This window comes from Alloalcanivorax profundimaris (assembly GCF_015265435.1).
In the GTDB taxonomy this organism is placed as follows: domain Bacteria; phylum Pseudomonadota; class Gammaproteobacteria; order Pseudomonadales; family Alcanivoracaceae; genus Alloalcanivorax; species Alloalcanivorax profundimaris.
Genome location: NZ_JABJWH010000020.1, coordinates 1 through 17,034, shown reverse-complemented (window position 1 = coordinate 17,034; position 17,034 = coordinate 1). Strand labels below are relative to the sequence as shown.

The 17,034-nt window shown below is 68.7% G+C and carries 16 protein-coding genes; 5 read left to right on the top strand and 11 right to left on the bottom strand.

The features are described from left to right. Positions 1-51 precede the first annotated feature (51 nt). The 7 genes from HMJ39_RS10445 to prmA form a co-directional block, all read right to left on the bottom strand. The gene (locus tag HMJ39_RS10445) at positions 52-798 is read right to left on the bottom strand and encodes a sulfite exporter TauE/SafE family protein (protein ID WP_161384127.1); all 747 of its coding nucleotides are present in this window, start codon (positions 796-798) and stop codon (positions 52-54) included. A gap of 9 nt (positions 799-807) precedes the next feature. Continuing rightward, positions 808-2,094, bottom strand: coding sequence for a phosphoribosylamine--glycine ligase (purD, locus tag HMJ39_RS10440; RefSeq protein WP_194297257.1), 1,287 nt, complete (start codon positions 2,092-2,094; stop codon positions 808-810). Positions 2,095-2,107: 13 nt separating this feature from the next. Beyond that, positions 2,108-3,676 (bottom strand): bifunctional phosphoribosylaminoimidazolecarboxamide formyltransferase/IMP cyclohydrolase, encoded by a 1,569-nt coding sequence (gene purH, locus HMJ39_RS10435; protein WP_194297256.1) that lies wholly within the window; start codon positions 3,674-3,676, stop codon positions 2,108-2,110. A 121-nt stretch (positions 3,677-3,797) separates the two neighbouring features. Continuing rightward, complete coding sequence (fis, locus tag HMJ39_RS10430; protein WP_138772945.1) at positions 3,798-4,079, bottom strand: DNA-binding transcriptional regulator Fis; 282 nt, start codon at positions 4,077-4,079, stop codon at positions 3,798-3,800. A 44-nt stretch (positions 4,080-4,123) separates the two neighbouring features. Continuing rightward, a complete protein-coding gene (dusB, locus tag HMJ39_RS10425; protein WP_194297255.1) occupies positions 4,124-5,179 on the bottom strand; it encodes a tRNA dihydrouridine synthase DusB in 1,056 nt (351 codons plus the stop codon). 144 nt (positions 5,180-5,323) lie between these two features. Further along, positions 5,324-6,406, bottom strand: a complete 1,083-nt coding sequence (locus HMJ39_RS10420; protein WP_194297254.1) for a DUF3426 domain-containing protein — start codon at positions 6,404-6,406, stop codon at positions 5,324-5,326. A 106-nt stretch (positions 6,407-6,512) separates the two neighbouring features. After that, on the bottom strand, positions 6,513-7,391 hold the full coding sequence (gene prmA / locus HMJ39_RS10415; protein WP_194297253.1) for a 50S ribosomal protein L11 methyltransferase: 879 nt from the start codon (positions 7,389-7,391) through the stop codon (positions 6,513-6,515). Positions 7,392-7,512: 121 nt separating this feature from the next. Here prmA and HMJ39_RS10410 point away from each other — a divergent pair, with 121 nt between their 5' ends. Then, on the top strand, positions 7,513-8,094 hold the full coding sequence (locus HMJ39_RS10410; protein WP_194297252.1) for an isoprenylcysteine carboxylmethyltransferase family protein: 582 nt from the start codon (positions 7,513-7,515) through the stop codon (positions 8,092-8,094). Positions 8,095-8,127: 33 nt separating this feature from the next. Continuing rightward, complete coding sequence (locus tag HMJ39_RS10405; protein WP_194297251.1) at positions 8,128-8,790, top strand: aminoglycoside phosphotransferase/kinase family protein; 663 nt, start codon at positions 8,128-8,130, stop codon at positions 8,788-8,790. Positions 8,791-9,061: 271 nt separating this feature from the next. On the opposite strand, the gene accC is transcribed toward HMJ39_RS10405, so the two are convergent. The 4 genes from accC to dsbD all read right to left on the bottom strand — a co-directional run bounded on the left by accC (position 9,062) and on the right by dsbD (position 13,462). Next, positions 9,062-10,408: an acetyl-CoA carboxylase biotin carboxylase subunit gene (gene accC, locus HMJ39_RS10400; RefSeq protein WP_194297250.1), complete on the bottom strand. Its 1,347-nt coding sequence runs from the start codon at positions 10,406-10,408 to the stop codon at positions 9,062-9,064. 12 nt (positions 10,409-10,420) lie between these two features. After that, complete coding sequence (gene accB / locus HMJ39_RS10395; RefSeq protein WP_194297249.1) at positions 10,421-10,885, bottom strand: acetyl-CoA carboxylase biotin carboxyl carrier protein; 465 nt, start codon at positions 10,883-10,885, stop codon at positions 10,421-10,423. A 2-nt stretch (positions 10,886-10,887) separates the two neighbouring features. Next, positions 10,888-11,337, bottom strand: a complete 450-nt coding sequence (aroQ, locus tag HMJ39_RS10390) for a type II 3-dehydroquinate dehydratase (protein ID WP_161384137.1) — start codon at positions 11,335-11,337, stop codon at positions 10,888-10,890. A gap of 142 nt (positions 11,338-11,479) precedes the next feature. Beyond that, the gene (gene dsbD, locus HMJ39_RS10385) at positions 11,480-13,462 is read right to left on the bottom strand and encodes a protein-disulfide reductase DsbD (RefSeq protein ID WP_228462287.1); all 1,983 of its coding nucleotides are present in this window, start codon (positions 13,460-13,462) and stop codon (positions 11,480-11,482) included. Positions 13,463-13,700: 238 nt separating this feature from the next. Between dsbD and HMJ39_RS10380 the strand changes: the two genes are divergently transcribed. From HMJ39_RS10380 to HMJ39_RS10370, 3 genes are read left to right on the top strand one after another with little or no spacing between them, the layout of a single operon-like run. Then, positions 13,701-14,375 (top strand): response regulator, encoded by a 675-nt coding sequence (locus HMJ39_RS10380; RefSeq protein WP_194297248.1) that lies wholly within the window; start codon positions 13,701-13,703, stop codon positions 14,373-14,375. After that, positions 14,375-15,697 carry an ATP-binding protein gene (locus HMJ39_RS10375; protein ID WP_194297247.1) on the top strand — a complete coding sequence of 441 codons (1,323 nt, stop codon included), beginning with the start codon at positions 14,375-14,377 and terminating at the stop codon, positions 15,695-15,697. The genes HMJ39_RS10380 and HMJ39_RS10375 overlap by 1 nt, the downstream gene beginning before the upstream one ends. A gap of 59 nt (positions 15,698-15,756) precedes the next feature. Then, positions 15,757-16,755, top strand: a complete 999-nt coding sequence (locus HMJ39_RS10370; protein WP_194297246.1) for a DUF2333 family protein — start codon at positions 15,757-15,759, stop codon at positions 16,753-16,755. The last annotated feature ends 279 nt before the right edge of the window (positions 16,756-17,034 follow it).

Below are 17,034 nucleotides of genomic sequence, written 5' to 3'. Positions count from 1 at the left end.
TTCGCGGCACCGCGCACCGGCCGGGGGCGGCCAGTGTGATGGGGTACGCGCTTACAGAAGCGCCAGCAGGGTGACGGCGGCGCCGCTGAGCATCAGCAACAGGAACACCAGGCGGCGCATGGCGCGCTCGCTGAGCGGTGGCGGGTAGCGACGGCCGAGCCAGGCGGCCAGCGCCACCACCGGCAGGCTCATCAGGCCGGTGCGCAGCACGTCGCCGGTCAGGTCGCCGTGCGCGGCGACCACGGCGAGGCGGCCCATGGAGGTGAGCGAGAACAGCGCCACCAGGGTCAGGCGCAAGGTGGCGGCGGGTATCGGCTGGCGGTAGAGCTGGTAGACCACCGGCGGGCCGCCAATGCTGAACAGGCCGCCGAAGAAGCCGCCCAGGGCGCCGGCGCCAATGAACGCCGGTGGCGAGGACAGGGTGTCGCGCTGGTTGGGGCGGTGCGCCATCACCGCGCCGGCGGCGAAGATCAGCCCGCCCAGCAACAGGTGCAGAAAGTGCTCGGCGTTGCGGTCCAGGTAACCCAGGGCGAGCACGCCCAGGGCCATGGCCGGCAGCCCGCCGGCCAGGCTCAGGGCGATCAGGCGCCAGTTCACCTGGCGCAGGCGGGGCAGCACCACCACCGAGCCGAGCATCAGGTTCATGATGTTGAGGGCGCTGGCGGTGACCGGGATGGAGGCCACCTGGGTGAGGGTGACCACGGTGAGCACGAAGATGCCCAGGGCGAAGCCGGTGACCGTCTGGATGTAGCAGCCGACGGCCACCGCCGCCAGGAACAGGGGGATCGATTCAGGCACGGCGTGCCGTCACGATTGTTCCCGTGCCACGGCCCGGTAGCCGATGTCGGTGCGGTGGTAGGCGTCGCGCCAGGTGATTTTCGCCACCGCCTCATAGGCGTGGCGCTGGGCATCGGCCACGCTGTCGCCCAGGGCGGTGACGCACAGTACCCGGCCGCCGCTGGTGACCACCTGGCCGTCCTTCTCGGCGGTGCCGGCGTGGAACACCTTGACGGTGTCCGAGTCGGCGTCGTCCAGGCCGCTGATGGCGTCGCCCTTGTCGTAGCCGTCCGGGTAGCCGCCGGCGGCCATCACCACGCCCAGGGTGGGGCGCGGATCCCAGTCCGCTTCCACCTGGTCCAGCTTGCCGTCCAGGGCGGCCAGGCACAGGGCCGCCAGATCGGAGCGCAGGCGCATCATGATCGGCTGGGTCTCCGGGTCGCCGAAGCGGCAGTTGTATTCGATCACCTTGGGCTGGCCGTCGGCGCCGATCATCAGGCCGGCGTACAGGAAGCCGGTGTAGGGCATGCCCTCGGCGGCCATGCCGGCCACGGTGGGGCGGATCACCTGGTCCATGATGCGCCCGTGGACTTCGTCGGTGACCACCGGCGCCGGCGAATAGGCGCCCATGCCGCCGGTGTTGGGGCCGCTGTCGCCGTCGCCCACGCGCTTGTGGTCCTGGCTGGTGGCCATCGGCAGGATGTGCTCGCCGTCCACCATGACGATGAAGCTGGCTTCCTCGCCGTCCAGGAATTCCTCCACCACCACCCGGTGGCCGGCGTCGCCGAACTTGTTGCCGTCCAGCATATCGCGCACCGCGTCCTCGGCCTCTTCCAGGGTCATGGCCACGATCACGCCCTTGCCGGCGGCCAGGCCGTCGGCCTTGATCACGATCGGCGCGCCCTGCTCACGGACGTAGGCGAGGGCCTGGTCCATGTCGGTGAAGTTGCCGTAGGCGGCGGTGGGGATGGCGTGGCGGGCCAGGAAGTCCTTGGTGAAGGCCTTGGAGCCTTCCAGCTGGGCGGCGGCCTTGGACGGGCCGAAGCACTTCAGGCCGCGGGCCTGGAAGTAGTCCACCAGGCCTTCCACCAGCGGCGCTTCCGGGCCGACGATGGTCAGCGCCACGCCTTCGCGCTCGGCCAGCTCGGCCAGGGCCGCCTGGTCGCTCACGTCCACCGTCACGTTTTCCAGCTTGGCGTCCCGGGCGGTGCCGGCATTGCCCGGCGCCACCAGCACTTTTTCCACCGCCTCGGCCTGGGCCACTTTCCAGGCCAGTGCGTGCTCGCGGCCACCGCCGCCGATGATCAAGACTTTCATGTGTGCCCCTGATTCAGTGCCGGAAATGGCGCATGCCGGTGAACACCATCGCCATGTCCGCCTCGTCGGCGGCGGCGATCACTTCCTCGTCGCGGATCGAGCCGCCGGGCTGGATCACGCAGCGGATGCCGTTGGCGGCGGCGTTGTCGATGCCATCGCGGAACGGGAAGAAGGCGTCCGAGGCCATCACCGAGCCCTTCACCTCCAGGCCCGCTTGCTCCGCCTTGATGGCGGCGATGCGCGCCGAATTCACGCGGCTCATCTGGCCGGCGCCGACGCCGATGGTCTGCCGGTTGCGAGCGTAGACGATGGCGTTGGACTTGACGAACTTGGCCACCTTCCAGGCGAAGATCAGGTCGTGCAGCTCGGTGTCGGTGGGGGCCCGTTTGGTCACCACCTTCAGGTCGTTTTCGCCGACCATGCCCACGTCCCGGTCCTGCACCAGCAAGCCGCCGTTGACGCGCTTGTAGTCCAGGCCGCCGGCGGTGGGGCCGTCGATCTCGCCGCACTCCAGCACCCGCACGTTCTTCTTGGCGGCGGTGATGGCCAGGGCGTCCTCGTTGACGCGCGGCGCGATGATCACTTCCACGAACTGGCGGTCGACGATGGCCTTGGCGGTGGCCGCGTCCAGCTCCCGGTTAAAGGCGATGATGCCGCCGAAGGCGGATTCCGGATCGGTGGCGAAGGCCAGGTCATAGGCCTGGTCGATGCCGTCCAGGCTCACCGCCACGCCGCAGGGGTTGGCGTGCTTGACGATCACGCAGGCCGGCTTGGTGAAGGATTTCACGCATTCCAGGGCGGCGTCGGTGTCGGCGATGTTGTTGTAGCTGAGCGCCTTGCCCTGCAGTTGCCGGGCGGTGGCGACGCTGGCGCCGGCCGGCTCGCGCTCCACGTAGAACGCCGCCTTCTGGTGCGGGTTCTCGCCGTAGCGCATGTCCTGGGCCTTGCGGAGATTCAGGTTGAAGGTGCGCGGGAAGTCCTGGTTGTTCTCGCCCACCAGCTTGCCGAAGTGGTTGGCGATGGCGCCGTCGTAGGCGGCGGTGTGCTCGAACGCCTTGATCGCCAGGTCGAAGCGCAGGGCGTCGGAGAGCCGGCCGTCACCGGCTTCCAGATCGTCCAGTACCCGGGCGTAATCGGCGGCGTCGGTGACGATGCCCACATGGGCGTGGTTCTTGGCCGCCGAGCGCACCATGGTCGGGCCGCCGATGTCGATGTTCTCCACCGCGTCCTCCAGGGTGCAGTCCGGGCGCGCCACGGTCTGCTCGAAGGGGTAGAGGTTCACCACCACCAGGTCGATGGGCTGGATGCCGTTGTCCGTCATCACCGCGTCGTCCTGGCCGCGCCGGCCGAGGATGCCGCCGTGCACCTTGGGGTGCAGGGTCTTGACCCGGCCGTCCATCATTTCCGGGAAGCCGGTGTAGTCGGAGACCTCGCGCACGGCGATGCCGGCGTCCTGGATGGCGCGGAAGGTGCCGCCGGTGGACAGCAGCTCCACGCCCCGGTCCGCCAGGGCCCGGGCGAAGTCGACGATGCCGGTTTTGTCGGAAACGCTGATCAGCGCGCGTTCAACGGCCTTGCTCATGGTTGCTCACCTTCGCTGTCACGCCGGCACGCCGGGGGCGGCACGCGGGGCGTGCGTGTGTTCAGGGTTCAGAAACTAAAAAAGGGCAGTGTGGCACTGCCCTTCATGATCCGGGGCGGTCTTACAGCAGACCGTACTGCTTGAGCTTCTTGCGCAGGGTGCCGCGGTTGAGACCCAGCAGCTCGGCGGCCTTGGTCTGGTTGCCGCGGGTGTACTCCAGGACTTTTTCCAACAGCGGGATTTCCATCTCCGCCAGGACCATCTGATACAGCTCGCTCACCGGCTCGCCGTCGAGCTGGTTGAAGTAGTCGGCGAGGGACCGTCGCACGCAGTTGCGCAGCGTGTCGTGGGTTTCGCTGCGGGCCAGCGTCAGATGGGGCTTGCGTGATTCGGCGGTATTCATTTCTGTGAGTGTCCGTGCAGCGGCGGTCTTCATTGAAGAAAGGGTCATGCGGCCAGTGCTCCATTCTTTTTCCGGGCTAAGAGGTTCCGGGCAGACACCTCGCCATAGCGACCGAAACGGACGCGATCGCCAAGGCTGTTGATTTCCAGGAAAAACTGCTCAACGGCCCGCCTCTGCTGGCCGGCCTCTTCCAGTTTGTTGAACCCGCGCCGGAACGGCTCTCCGCCGGGCAGGTACTGCGTGTACCACCCCAGGTGCTTGCGGGCGATGCGCACGCCGGTGTATTCCCCGTAAAAGTGATGCAGATCGTCGAGGTGCGTGAGCACCCGCTCGCGCACTTCGTCGACGCGCGGCGCCAGGGGCAGCCGGCCATGCTCCAGGTAATGCAGGGTGTCCCGGAAGATCCATGGATTACCCTGAGCGGCGCGGCCGATCATAATACCACTGGCACCCGTGGATTCCAGTATCCGTTGGGCGTTTCCCGGCGATTTGATATCACCATTGGCGATAACCGGCAGCGTCACCGCCGCGGTCACCGCGCGCAGGGTATCGAACTCCGCCTCGCCGTTGAACTTGTCGGCGCGGGTGCGGCCGTGGATGGCCAGGGCCTGGATGCCGGCCTGTTCCGCGATGCGGGCGATGGCCACGGCGTTGCGGTTTTCACGGTCCGGGCCGGTGCGGATCTTTAGGGTGACCGGCACGTCCACCGCCGCCACCACCGCGTCCAGAATCCGGGCCACCAGGTCCGGATCGGAAAGCAGGGCGGAGCCGGCGGCGCGCTTGCACACCTTCTTGGCCGGGCAGCCCATGTTGATGTCGATGATCTGGGCGCCCCGGTCCACGTTGGCCCGGGCCGCCTCCGCCATCATCTCCGGCTCGCCGCCGGCGATCTGCACCGACACGGGGCCCGGCTCGCCGCGGTGGTCGAGACGTTGCGCCGATTTGCGCGAATTCCACAGGCGCGTGTCGGACGTCACCATCTCGGACACCACGAGGCCCGCCCCCAATTCCCGGCACAGGCGCCGGAACGGGCGATCCGTCACGCCGGCCATGGGCGCGAGAATCAGGGGGTTGGGAAGCACGTAGGGGCCGATCTGCATGGCGATGAAGGGGTCGGTTGGCAGGATTTCCGTCTCAGGTGTCCGCCTGAAAGGGCGTTCAAACAGCCCGCGCGGTCCGCGCGGGGGCGACAATGATAGTGACACGGAGGCCCGGGGGAAAGCCCGATCTGCCGGAAAAGCGGTTCAGGGGGCGGCGCCGAGGCGCGGATCCGGCCGGTCGGCGGCGAGAAGCCGCAGGTTGTAGTTCACCGCCCGGGCCCCGGGATCGACGATTTCCAGACCGATGTGCACCGGCGTGGCCACCGGCATGGCGCCGTTGCCGGCCAGCTCGCCGCGCAGGTATTCCGAGGGTTGGAAACGGCGCGAAGCCACGGTGTTGCCGTCCATATCCTGGAAGGTGAGCTCCAGCACCGGGAACGGCTGCGGCCAGGCCGCCTCGTTGAACAGCAGGGCGTCCACCATCAGGGCGTTGCGGTACTCCGGATGGCTGCGCACCACCAGGTTGGCGCCGCGCAGGGCTTGCGGATCGGAGCGCAGCGGCAGGGCGCAGCCCAGCACCTCGCAGGCCTGGGCGTAGTAGGGGCGCCATTGGGGCGTGCGCGCCAGCTCCTGGAAGTGGAACACGGCGTACTGGCCGGCCAGCACCAGCAACGCCAGCAGCGACAGCAGCCCCCATTTGGCCACCACCGCCGGACCGCTGGGCGGCGGCGCCAGATAGTCGGGTTGTTCACCGCCGCCGCGCCGGCGGGCGGCGGTGCTGTTGAGGAATTCGAACGGGTCGTCGGTGGCTGCTTCCCGTCGCGCCGGCCGTTGCGCCGGGCGCTCGGCCCGCTCCGGCGCGGCCGCCGTGGCGGGGGGCTCGGTGCGTGGCGGCGCCCCGGCCGGCGGCGCCGCCGGGTCGCGCTCGTCTTCCAGTTCCTCCAGCAGGGCCTCGGCCCAGGATTCGTCGGCGCCATCGCCGCCGTTGGACGGCTCGTCCAGGTCCGCGAACGGGTCCGGGCCGTCCGGATCGTCGCCGTCCAGGTCGAGGAAATCGTCGCTCAGTTTCAGGCCGTCGTGGTCGTTTTCGGCGGGGGCGTCGTCCAGGGCATGGCGCCAGCGGTCCGCCGCCGGCGGGGCGGCGTCGCCCACCAGGTGGTCGGTGGCCTGGAAGATCCGCAGGCAGGACCCGCAGCGCACCGCGCCCCGGGCCTGGCCGAGGTGTTCGTCGCTGATCTTGAATTGCGCGCCGCAATGCGGACAGCGGGTCTTGTAAGGGCCGGCCATGGGATGTCGTGATTCGGTGAGTCGGAAGATCGTTGTACAGAAAAAGCCGGGTACGCCGCAAGACCGGGACGCGGCCTTTGCCAACCGGGCCACGTCCGGTCCGCTGTCAGCCCCGTCGCACGCCGTCGATGCGCACCCAGTCGCCGCGCTGGCGGGTGGGGCCGAGATCGAACCAGGGCGCGTAGGCGTCGCGCACCGCCTGGGCCTGGTCGGCGAGGATGCCGGACAGGGCCATGGGCGCCCCGGGGCGGCAGTAACCGGCCAGGGTCCCGGCCAGATCGATCAGCGGGCCGGCCAGGATGTTGGCCACCAGCAGATCGCACCGGTAGTCCGCCGGCATGGCATCGGGCGCGCACAGCGCCAGCCCGTCCGCCACGCCGTTGGCGGCGGCGTTGTCGGCGCTGGCGGTGAGCGCCTGGGGATCGATGTCGGTGCCCAGGGCGCGCTCCGCGCCCAGCAGCAGGGCGGCGATCGCCAGTACCCCGGAGCCGCAGCCGAAATCCAGCACCTGGCGGCCGTTCAAATCGGCGCCGTCCAGCCATTCCAGGCACAGGGCCGTGGTGTCGTGGGTGCCGGTGCCGAAGGCCAGGCCGGGGTCCAGTTTCAGGTTCACCGCGCCGGCGTCCGGGGCCTCGGACCAGCTCGGCACGATCCACAGCCGCTGGCCGAAGCGCATGGGCTGGAAGTCGTCCATCCAGGCCCGCTCCCAGGCCTGGTCGGCAAGCGCTTCCACGCGGTGGTCGGCGGGTTTCAGCCCCTGTTTGGCGAGCGCCGCCAGCAGTGCCTCGGGATCCGCGTCGTCGTCGAACAGGGCGGTGACCACGGTGGTGTTCCACAGCGGCCGGGCCCCCGGTGGCGGTTCGAACACCGGCTGGTCGGCGCCGTCGGTGAGGGTGACGGCGGCGGCGCCCAGGTTCTCCAGGGCGTCCTGGAAGGCATCCGCGTGGTCCGGGTCGGTGGCGATGTGCAATTGCTGCCAGGCCATGGGGTCTCCGCGGCGGCTGAAAAAAGGAGGCGGCAGTATAGAGCAGGGCGCCGGGGCTGGCGATGCGGGGGCGGGCCGGCGTATAGTTAAGGTTACTTTCCCTTTTCGGTGTGCCCCGCCCATGACCGAGAACGCCGCGGAACTGATCGTGGTTCTGATGATGATCGCCAGCCTGCTGCTGCACGGCTGCGACCCGCGCGTGACGCTGTTGCGCCGGCCGCGCCGCCGGGGCCGGGATCTGGAGAAGGCGGTGCTGCGGGTGCTGGTGGTGGTGGCCATGGTGGTGGTGCCGTTGCTGGACGCCCTGGTGCCCTGGTTCGAATTCGCCGATTTCGTGTTCCTGGACGAGGTCGCCTGGCTGGGGCTGCTGCTGGGCAGCGCCTCGGTGTGGCTGCTGTGGCGGGCGCGCCGGGACGGGCGCCCGGTGGCGGGCGACGACGGCGTCCTGCGCGCCCACGGCGTGTACCGCTATCTCCGCCATCCGGCCTACGCCGCCATGCTGCTGTGGGCCCTGGCCCAGCTGCTGTTGTTGCAGAACTGGCTGGCCGGCCCGGTGGCGGCGGTGACCTTCGCGCTGGCCTATCTGCTGCGGGTACCGCTGGAGGAACAGCGGCATCTGGAGCGCCACGGCCACCGCTATCTGGATTACATGGAACGTACCGGGGGGATTCTGCCCCGTTTGACCCGCCACCGGTCCGACTGAGGCCCGGGGTTGTTTCTGAAGGAGCCCGTAACGATGGTTCACATCCACCCTCTTAGCCGCGCGCAACTGGAGCGCGTGATGGAGCGGTCGGAGGTCGTGGAGCGTGATGGCCACGGCATCAAGGTGCTACGGCTGAGCGACGGCCGTTATCTGAAGTACTTCCGGCGCAAGCGGTTCTTCAACCGCGAGCTGCTGTCGCCGGCGGCGGTGCGTTTCGCGCGCCATGCCCGGCAGCTGGAGCGCCTGCGCATTCCCACCCTGACCGTGGAAAGCCTGCATCGCATCATCGGCGAGCCGCACACCGTGGCGGTCTATCAGCCGATGCCCGGCGACACCCTGCGCGCCTTGCTGGCCCGGGGCGAGTTGGACGCCCAGTTGATGTACCGGGTGGGGGTGTTCCTGGCGCGGCTGCATCGCCAGGGGGTGTTCTTCCGCTCGGTGCACCCGGGCAACATCGTCATCGACGGGTTTCGCATCGGGCTGATCGACGTGCTGGATATGAAGGTGCGGCCCTGGTCCATGTCGCGCTGGGCGCGGCGGCGCAACTGGCTGCATTTCCTGCGCTGCGTGGAGGATCGGCCCCATTGGCGGCCGGAGTGGATCGATGCCTTGCTGTTCGGGTATCGGGACGCGGCGGATTTGTCGATGCGGGAGGTGGGGGAAGTGGCGGAGCGCATTCGGGACTTTCTGTTTTAGCGGTTTTTTCTGGGGTGGGTTCTCCAGAGGGGCCGGCGGGAACGGTTTCCCCCGGCCCGGACACGCGGCAAGTACGTCCCTGTAGCTCGTTTCCGGCATCCATGCCTCCAACGGTCCGGGCCGGGGGAAACCGTTCCCGCCTCCGTGCCAGACGGCACGCCGCTTCCCTGTGGGGCGTGGTGGAGGTGGTTGGGGGGTGTAGGAGCGGCTTCAGCCGCGATACCGGACGGTGGGGAGGGGCCGGGCGGTGGGTCCGCGCCGGCCGTTCGGGTCAGTGGTTGCCGAGTTTCTTTTCCAGGTGGTGGATGTCCACGCCGCCTTCCTTGAAGGCCGGGTCGCGGAAGATCTTGTCGCGGTGCAGGGCCACGTTGGTCTTGATGCCTTCCACCACGATTTCCTCCAGGGCGATGCGCATGCGCTCGAAGGCCACGTCCCGGTTTTCGCCCCAGGTGATCAGCTTGCCGATCAGGGAGTCGTAGAAGGGCGGTACCGTGTAGCCGCCGTAGACGTGGGAGTCGACGCGCACGCCGTTGCCGCCGGGGGCGTGGAAGTAGGTGATCTTGCCGGGGCTGGGCACGAAGGTGGCCGGGTCCTCGGCGTTGACCCGCACCTCGATGGCGTGGCCCTGGAAGTTCACGTCTTCCTGCTGGATGGTCAGGCCCTCGCCGCCGGCGATGCGCAGCTGTTCCTTGACGATGTCCACGCCGGTGATCATCTCGGTGACCGGGTGTTCCACCTGCACGCGGGTGTTCATCTCGATGAAGTAGAAGCCTTCGTTTTCGTAGAGGAACTCGAAGGTGCCGGCGCCCCGGTAGTTGATTTCCTTGCAGGCGTTGACGCAGCGCTGGGCCACTTCTTCCTTCAGGTGGGCGGGAATGTTCGGGGCCGGTGCTTCTTCCACCACCTTCTGATGGCGGCGCTGCAGGGAGCAGTCGCGGTCGCCCAGGTGGATGGCGTGGCCGGCGCCGTCGGAGAGCACCTGGATTTCCACGTGGCGGGGCTTCTGCAGGAACTTCTCCATGTACACGGTGCTGTCGCCGAAGGCGTTCTTGGCCTCGGAGCGGGTCAGGGTCACCGCGTTGAGCAGCTGCTGGCGGTCCTCGACCACGCGCATGCCGCGCCCGCCGCCGCCGGCGGCGGCCTTGATGATCACCGGATAGCCGATCTCCTCGGCCATCATCAGGGTGGCGTCCTGGTCGTCGCCCACCGGGCCGTTGGAGCCGGGCACCGTGGGCACGCCGGCGGCCTTCATGGCTTCGATGGCGGACACCTTGTTGCCCATCAGGCGGATGGTGTCGGCGCGCGGCCCGATGAAGATGAAGCCGGAGCGTTCCACGCTTTCGGCGAAATCCGCGTTCTCCGCCAGGAAGCCGTAGCCCGGGTGGATGGCGTCGGCGTCGGTGACCTCGGCGGCGCTGATGATCGCCGGGATGTTCAGGTAGGAGTCGGTGGACGGCGCCGGGCCGATGCACACCGCCTCGTCGGCGAGGCGCACGTGCATCAGGTCGCGGTCCGCCTTGGAATACACGGCCACCGTGCGGATGCCCAGCTCCTTGCAGGCGCGCAGGATGCGCAGGGCGATCTCACCACGGTTGGCAATCAGAACCTTTTCCAGCATGGGAAACCCCCGTTAAACGATGGAGAACAGGGGCTGGTCGAACTCCACCGGCTCGCCGTCCTCGACCAGGATGGCATCGATGGTGCCGGACTTGTCCGCCTCGATCTGGTTCATCATCTTCATCGCCTCGACGATGCACAGCACCTCGCCGGCCTGGACCTTCTGGCCCACTTCCACGAAGGCGGCGGCGCCCGGAGACGGCGAGCGGTAGAAGGTGCCGACCATGGGCGAGCGCACCAGGTGGCCGCTGGGCGTGTCATCGGCCGGGGCCGGGGCGCTCTCGGCGGGCGCGGGGGCCTGGGCCGGCGCCGGGGCCGGGGCGGCCATGTACTGCGGCGGATACTGGGGCGCCGGAGCGGCCGCCTGGCGGCCACCACGGCTGATGCGGACGGATTCCTCGCCCTCCTGGATTTCCAGTTCCTCGATGCCGGACTCTTCCAGCAGTTCGATCAGTTTCTTGATTTTACGGATGTCCATGCTCAGTCCTGTGCCTGATCCAGTTGTTCCAGGGCGGCGGTCAGCGCCAGCTCATAGCCGGCGGCACCCAGACCGCAGATCACGCCCTCGGCGATGTCGGAGAAATAGGAATGGTGGCGGAACGGCTCCCGGGCGTGGACATTGGACAGATGCACCTCGATGAACGGCACCGCCACGCCCAGCAGGGCATCGCGCAGGGCCACGCTGGTGTGCGTGAACGCCGCCGGATTGAAGAGGATGAAATCGGTGCCGTCGGTCCGCGCCGCGTGGATGCGCTCGATCAGCTCGTGTTCGGCGTTGCTTTGCAGATGTTGCAGGCGGTGCCCGGCGCTCACGGCCCGTTCCTCCAGCGCCTGGTTGATCCGCGCCAGGGTGGTGGTGCCGTATTTGTCCGGCTCGCGCTGACCCAGCAGGTTGAGATTGGGCCCGTGCAGGACGAGGATGCTGGCCAAGACGTCTACCCCTGAATTTGCACTTATCTGCGTTGAACGTGTGACGAAATGCCGGTTTGTCCGGCTTTTCGTCGACGTTCGCAGTCTAAGGGTATCCACTTGCGGAAATAAAGGACTTTACACCATTCGTTACATGTGGAGATCAGGGCGACGTGACCGGCAGGATCTTGTTGTCCAGATGCTTCAGGAAGCGCTCCGCGTCCATCTCGCCGAGCACCCGGGCATTGGGGACTTCCGCGCCGTCCGGGTCGAAGAACACGAAGCTGGGCAGCCCGAAGATGTTGTAATCCTCCATGATCTTCTGGTTCTCGTCGTTGATCTCGGTGATGTCCACCCGGTACAGATCGAAGCCGGCCATGGCCTCCAGCACCCGCGGGTCGGCCAGGGTGGTGTCCTCCATGACCTTGCAGGCCACGCACCACTCGGCGAAGAAGTCCACCAGCACTGGCCGGTCCGCCCGGGCGGAGGCGGCCAGGGCGTCGTGCAGGGGCTGGCGGCCGGCCAGGCTCACCCAGGGGCCGTGGTCCCCGTCCGGGGCCGGGCGGGTCGTGGGCGCGTCGCTCCGCTCCGGTGCGGGTGCCGCGGCGGCCAGCGGCGCCGGGTTGGTCATCGGCTTGAGCGGCTGCCAGGGATCGGTGCCGCCGCCGGCGGCGCCGATCAGCATCACCGCCCCGTACAGGGCCAGCACCAGGGCCGCCGCCCGCTTCAGCCGCGAGCCGCCCTCGGCCACCGGTTCCAGGGCGCCGAGGTGCACGCCGTAGGCGGTCAGAAGCACGCCGTACAGGGCCAGGGTCAGGGTGTCGCCGACGATGCGGTCGAGCAGCCAGATCGCCACGCCCAGCATGATCACGCCGAAGAAGCGCTTGATCTCCTCCATCCAGTGGCCGGCCCGGGGCAGCAGGTGACCGCCGCCGGTGCCGAAGATGATCAGCGGCACGCCCATGCCAATGGCCAGGGCGAACAGGGAGGCGGCGCCGGTGAAGGCGTCGCCGGTGCCGGCCACATAGAGCAGGGCGCCGGCCAGGATCGGCGTCACGCAGGGCGACACCACCAGCGCCGAGATGGCGCCCAGCACGGCGGCGCCGAACAGCCCGCCGCCGCCGGGGCCGGCGTTGTTCAGGCGGTGGCGCAGGGCGGCGGGCAGCTGCAGCTCATAGAGCCCGAACATGGACAGCGCCAGCAGCACGAAGATCACCACGCTGGTGATGATCGCCGCCGGCTGCTGCAGCAGGAACTGCAGGTTGAGGCCGGCGCCGAAGACCGCCACCAGCATCCCCGCCAGGGTGTAGGGCACCGCCACGCCCAGCACGTAGGCCAGGCTCAGCACGAAGCCGCGCTTGGCGCCGGCGCCGTGGCCGGGGGCATGGCCGTGGCCGGCGATGATGCCGGACAGGATCGGGATCATCGGGAACACGCAGGGGGTGAAGGCCAGCAGCAGGCCGCCGGCGAAGAACAGCGCCACGATCAGGCCCAGATCACGGCCGCTCATCCACTGGTTGAAGGCGTTGGCGTCCTCGGAGAATAGGGTGGCCAGGAAACCGTCGTCCCCGGCGTCCGTCGGCGTGGCGGCGGCGGCCCTGTCCGGCGCGCCGTCGTCGGCACCGTCATCGCCGCCCGGGCGCGGCGGGCTGAACGCGAAGGTGCGGACCTCCGGCGGGTAGCACAGCCGGTCCTCGATGCAGCCCTGGTACTTCACCTCCAGCTCGGTGTCCGCCAGGGGCACGCTGTCCAGGGGCAGTTCCACGTCCAGCTGATCGTGGAACACCTTCACGTCGCCGTAGATTTCGTCGGTCTTGTCCTGGCCCGGCGGCAGCGCCAGGTCGTCGAAATCATCCAGCAGGTTGCCGTTGGCATCGCGCAGGGTGAAATCTAGCTTGTGGCGGTACAGGTAGACGTCCTTGAGAAGGCTGAAGGTCACCAGCAAGCGCTGGCCGTCCCAGTCCGCGTCCGGCACCACCTGGATGGCTTCGTCCACGGACGGCAGTTCGCCGTCGCCGCCGCCCAGGCTGGAAAAGGCGCCGCCGGGCTCGCCGCCCAGGGAAAGCGCCGTGGCCGGAACGGCCAGCAGCACGCCGAGCAGCACCATCAGCGCACGCAGGCCGCGCCATCCGTCTGAAAACGTCATTCCTTCCTCCCGCCGGTTCCTCGGTGTTGGATGCCTCCGTGACACGGAGGTTCCGGGCAGGCTGGCGGCCCGGGTTTAAGAAACCGTTAAGTTCCACCGTCCAGGCTGGACGGCGGCATATTGTCCCCGTAACCGCCGGGGGGTGCAAAAGCCGCCGGCCCCGGCCATGGCGGTCCCCTCGGGGCCGTCCTATAGTGACGGCGCGAATCAATCAGGGCGTGAAAGCACGGAGCTCCGGATGCGTGTATTGCTGGTGGAAGACGATGAACTGCTCGCCGATGGCCTGGTACGTGCCCTGCGCCATGACGGCTACGCGGTGGACCATGTGACGCGCGGCGACCAGGTACAGCCGGCGGTGGAGGCGGGGCGTTTCGACGCCGTGCTGCTGGACCTGGGCCTGCCCGGCATGGACGGCCTGGAAGCGCTGCGCACCCTGCGCCAGCGCCGCGACCCGGTGCCGGTGATCGTGATCAGCGCCCGGGACCGGCTCGACGACCGCGTCCGTGGCCTGGACGCCGGCGCCGACGATTACCTGATCAAGCCGTTTTCCGTGGAGGAACTGCGCGCCCGGCTGCGCGCGCGCCTGCGGCGCGGGCCGGAGCCGGCGCGGCCGCTGCTGGAAGTGGGCGAGCTGGTGATCGACCCGGACGCCATGACCGTGACCCGGGCCGGGGAGCCGGTGCGCCTGCCGCGCCGTGAACTGGCGCTGCTGGTGGAACTGGCGCGCGGCCCCGGCCGTGTGTTCACCCGCGCGCACCTGGAGCAGGCCCTGTACGGCTGGAGCGACGAAGTGGAAAGCAACGCCCTGGAAGTGCACATCCATCATCTGCGCCGCAAGCTCGGCGGGGACAGTATCAAGACCGTGCGCGGCGTGGGCTACATGCTGGTGGCGCCGGCCGCCGGGGAAGGCTGATGTTCTCGATCCGGCGCTTTCTGATGCTGGCCCTGGTGGCGGTGATCCTGGGCGGCGGCACCCTGCTGGGCTGGGGCACCTATCGCACCCTTTATCACGAACTGGACGAACAGTACGACGCTGAGCTGGTGCAAAGCGGCCGGTTGATGGCCGCTTTCTGGAACGAAGGCCATGTGCCGGACCCGGCGGTGGCGCGCCTGGAGGATAGCGAGCACCGCTACCGGCGCTACTTCGTCTATCAGCTGTGGGACGGCGGCGAGCGGGTGCTGGCCAGCGATGGTGCCCCCCGCGACCCCCTTCTGCCCCTGGAGGATCCGGCCGCCGGCGGGCGGTATCGGGAAGTGGGCGGCTGGCACGCCTACGCCATGCCCCTGCCCGGCGACCGCTGGGTAGTGGTGGCGGAAAGCGACGCGGCCCGGCGCTCCCTGGTGGCCAATATGGCCGCCACCGTGCTGCTGCCCTATGTGCTCAGCGTGCCGGTGATCCTGGTGCTGGTGTGGCTGGCGGTGCGCTGGGGGCTGGGGCCGTTGACCCGGCTGGCGCGCTCGGTGCAGCAGCGTGACGCCAACAATCTGGCGCCCCTGCGTCACCGGGCGGTGCGCGAGCTGGCGCCGCTCACCGAGGCCATCAATATGCTGCTGGCGCGGCTGGTGGGCACCCTGGAGCGGGAAAAGCGCTTCACCGCCGACGCCGCCCACGAGCTGCGCACCCTGCTCATGGCCCTGCGCCTGCACGCCGACAACGCCGCCCAGCTTTCCGATCCGGAGGAGGTGAGTGCCTCGCTGACCCAGCTGCGCCGTGCCGTGGACCGTGCCTCGCGCACCGTGGAGCAGTTGATGAATCTGTCGCGCCTGGATCCGCAGGCCGGCGCCGCCGAGGCGCGCTGTGACGTGGTGGCGGTGGCCCGGGACTGCCTGGCGCTGATCGCCCCCCTGGCGGAACAGCGCGGGCAAACCGTGGCCCTGGACGCGCCGGACCGGCAGGCCGTGGCGCTGCCCGCCGAGGTCACCGACATGCTGATCCGCAACCTGCTCGACAACGCCTGCCGCTATTCTCCCCGGGGGACGGCGGTGGGCGTGCGGGTGCGCGCCGCCGCCGGCCAGGTTCTGGTGGAAGTGTTCGACGGTGGCCCCGGGCTCACCGCCGAGCAGCAAAGCCGCTTCACCGGCCGCTTCAGCCGAGGCCGCCAGGACGTGCCCGGCGCCGGCCTGGGGCTCTCCATTGTCGACCGCATCCTGACCATCTATGGTGGTGCGCTCCGTTACCGGCTACGCACGGAGGATCAGCCCGCCGCGGCGGTGATGACCTTGCCTGCGGCTTGACGCCGGCCTGGGGTATAGTAGTGGCGAGACACTGGAAGGGATGCAAACGGGGAGCGCCCATGAAAGACGATAAATTCGGCCAGAAAGTGGGGGACACCCTGCTCGACCCGAAGAACAACCGCATCTGGAAAGGCTTGCTGGCCCTGGTGCTGATTCTGCTGCTGGTGGATGTGATCCTGGGCTGGTACTGGAGCTGGGAGCCGGAACTGACGGAAGTGCGCCGCGCCGACGGCGCCGTGGCCGGCGAAACCATCACCCGGGAAGTGATCCACGTGGCCAGCACCCTGCTGGACAAACCCGGCGGCTACCTGAGCAACGACATCCTGCCCCACCGCCTGTGGCTGGACAACATGCCCAGCTGGGAATACGGCGTGCTGGTGCAGATCCGCGACGTGACCCGGGTGATGCGCCGGGACATGAGCCGCTCTCAGTCGCAAAGCCAGGAAAACCCCTTCCTCGCCGTGGCCGAGCCGCAGTTCAACTTCGACGCTGAAAGCTGGGCCATGCCGGCCACGGAAAGCGAGTACCGGCGCGGCATCCGCGCCCTGCAAAGCTATCTGGACGCGCTTCGCCGCGAGGACGGCAGCGCCCATTTCTACACCCGCGCCGACAACCTGAACTACTGGCTCAACGAGGTGCAGAACCGGCTCGGCTCTCTCAGCCTGAGCCTCAGCCAGAGCGTGGGCCGTTCCCAGCTGAACACCGACGAGGACACCCCGGTGGGGGAACTGGACGAGCAGGAAACCTATGTTCAGACCCCGTGGATGGAAATCGATAACGTCTTCTACGAAGCGCGCGGCGCGTCCTGGGCCCTGGTGCAGCTGATGCGCGCCGTGGAGGTGGATTTCGCCGACGTGCTGCGGCGCAAGAACGCCACCGTCAGCTTCCGGCAGATGGTGCGCGAACTGGAAGCCACCCAGCAGACCCTGTGGAGCCCGGTGATTCTCAACGGCTCCGGCTTCGGGGTGTTCGCCAACCATTCCCTGGTGATGGCCAATTACCTGTCCCGCGCCAACGCCGCCCTCATCGACCTAAGAAAACTCTTGCAGGAGGGGTAAACCGCGACCGAAGCAAGCTTCGCAGCGCGGTTTACGCCCGGCCATGGATGGCCGGGCAGGGCCCTCTAATGGCACTGCCTCTCGCCAGGGATGGCAGGCACAACGCGGGAAAGAAGGCACTACCGAAGCAAGCTTCGCAGCGCGGTTTACGCCCGGCCAGGGATGGCCGGGCAGGTGCGGTTTGGTCGGGGAGATATCGCGACTGAAGTCGCTCCTACCGCATCCTTTTACTGTAGATACCGTCTCTCCTATCCGGACTCAACCCCCAACGGGTTGGGT

Excerpts from the sequence above, each read along its gene's own strand:
- purD (WP_194297257.1), bottom strand. The coding sequence starts at position 2,094 with ATGAAAGTCTTGATCATCGGCGGCGGTGGCCGCGAGCACGCACTGGCC.
- purH (WP_194297256.1), bottom strand. The coding sequence starts at position 3,676 with ATGAGCAAGGCCGTTGAACGCGCGCTGATCAGCGTTTCCGACAAAACC.
- fis (WP_138772945.1), bottom strand. The coding sequence starts at position 4,079 with ATGAATACCGCCGAATCACGCAAGCCCCATCTGACGCTGGCCCGCAGC.
- dusB (WP_194297255.1), bottom strand. The coding sequence starts at position 5,179 with ATGCAGATCGGCCCCTACGTGCTTCCCAACCCCCTGATTCTCGCGCCC.
- HMJ39_RS10420 (WP_194297254.1), bottom strand. The coding sequence starts at position 6,406 with ATGGCCGGCCCTTACAAGACCCGCTGTCCGCATTGCGGCGCGCAATTC.
- prmA (WP_194297253.1), bottom strand. The coding sequence starts at position 7,391 with ATGGCCTGGCAGCAATTGCACATCGCCACCGACCCGGACCACGCGGAT.
- HMJ39_RS10410 (WP_194297252.1), top strand. The coding sequence starts at position 7,513 with ATGACCGAGAACGCCGCGGAACTGATCGTGGTTCTGATGATGATCGCC.
- HMJ39_RS10405 (WP_194297251.1), top strand. The coding sequence starts at position 8,128 with ATGGTTCACATCCACCCTCTTAGCCGCGCGCAACTGGAGCGCGTGATG.
- accC (WP_194297250.1), bottom strand. The coding sequence starts at position 10,408 with ATGCTGGAAAAGGTTCTGATTGCCAACCGTGGTGAGATCGCCCTGCGC.
- accB (WP_194297249.1), bottom strand. The coding sequence starts at position 10,885 with ATGGACATCCGTAAAATCAAGAAACTGATCGAACTGCTGGAAGAGTCC.
- dsbD (WP_228462287.1), bottom strand. The coding sequence starts at position 13,462 with ATGACGTTTTCAGACGGATGGCGCGGCCTGCGTGCGCTGATGGTGCTG.
- HMJ39_RS10380 (WP_194297248.1), top strand. The coding sequence starts at position 13,701 with ATGCGTGTATTGCTGGTGGAAGACGATGAACTGCTCGCCGATGGCCTG.
- HMJ39_RS10375 (WP_194297247.1), top strand. The coding sequence starts at position 14,375 with ATGTTCTCGATCCGGCGCTTTCTGATGCTGGCCCTGGTGGCGGTGATC.
- HMJ39_RS10370 (WP_194297246.1), top strand. The coding sequence starts at position 15,757 with ATGAAAGACGATAAATTCGGCCAGAAAGTGGGGGACACCCTGCTCGAC.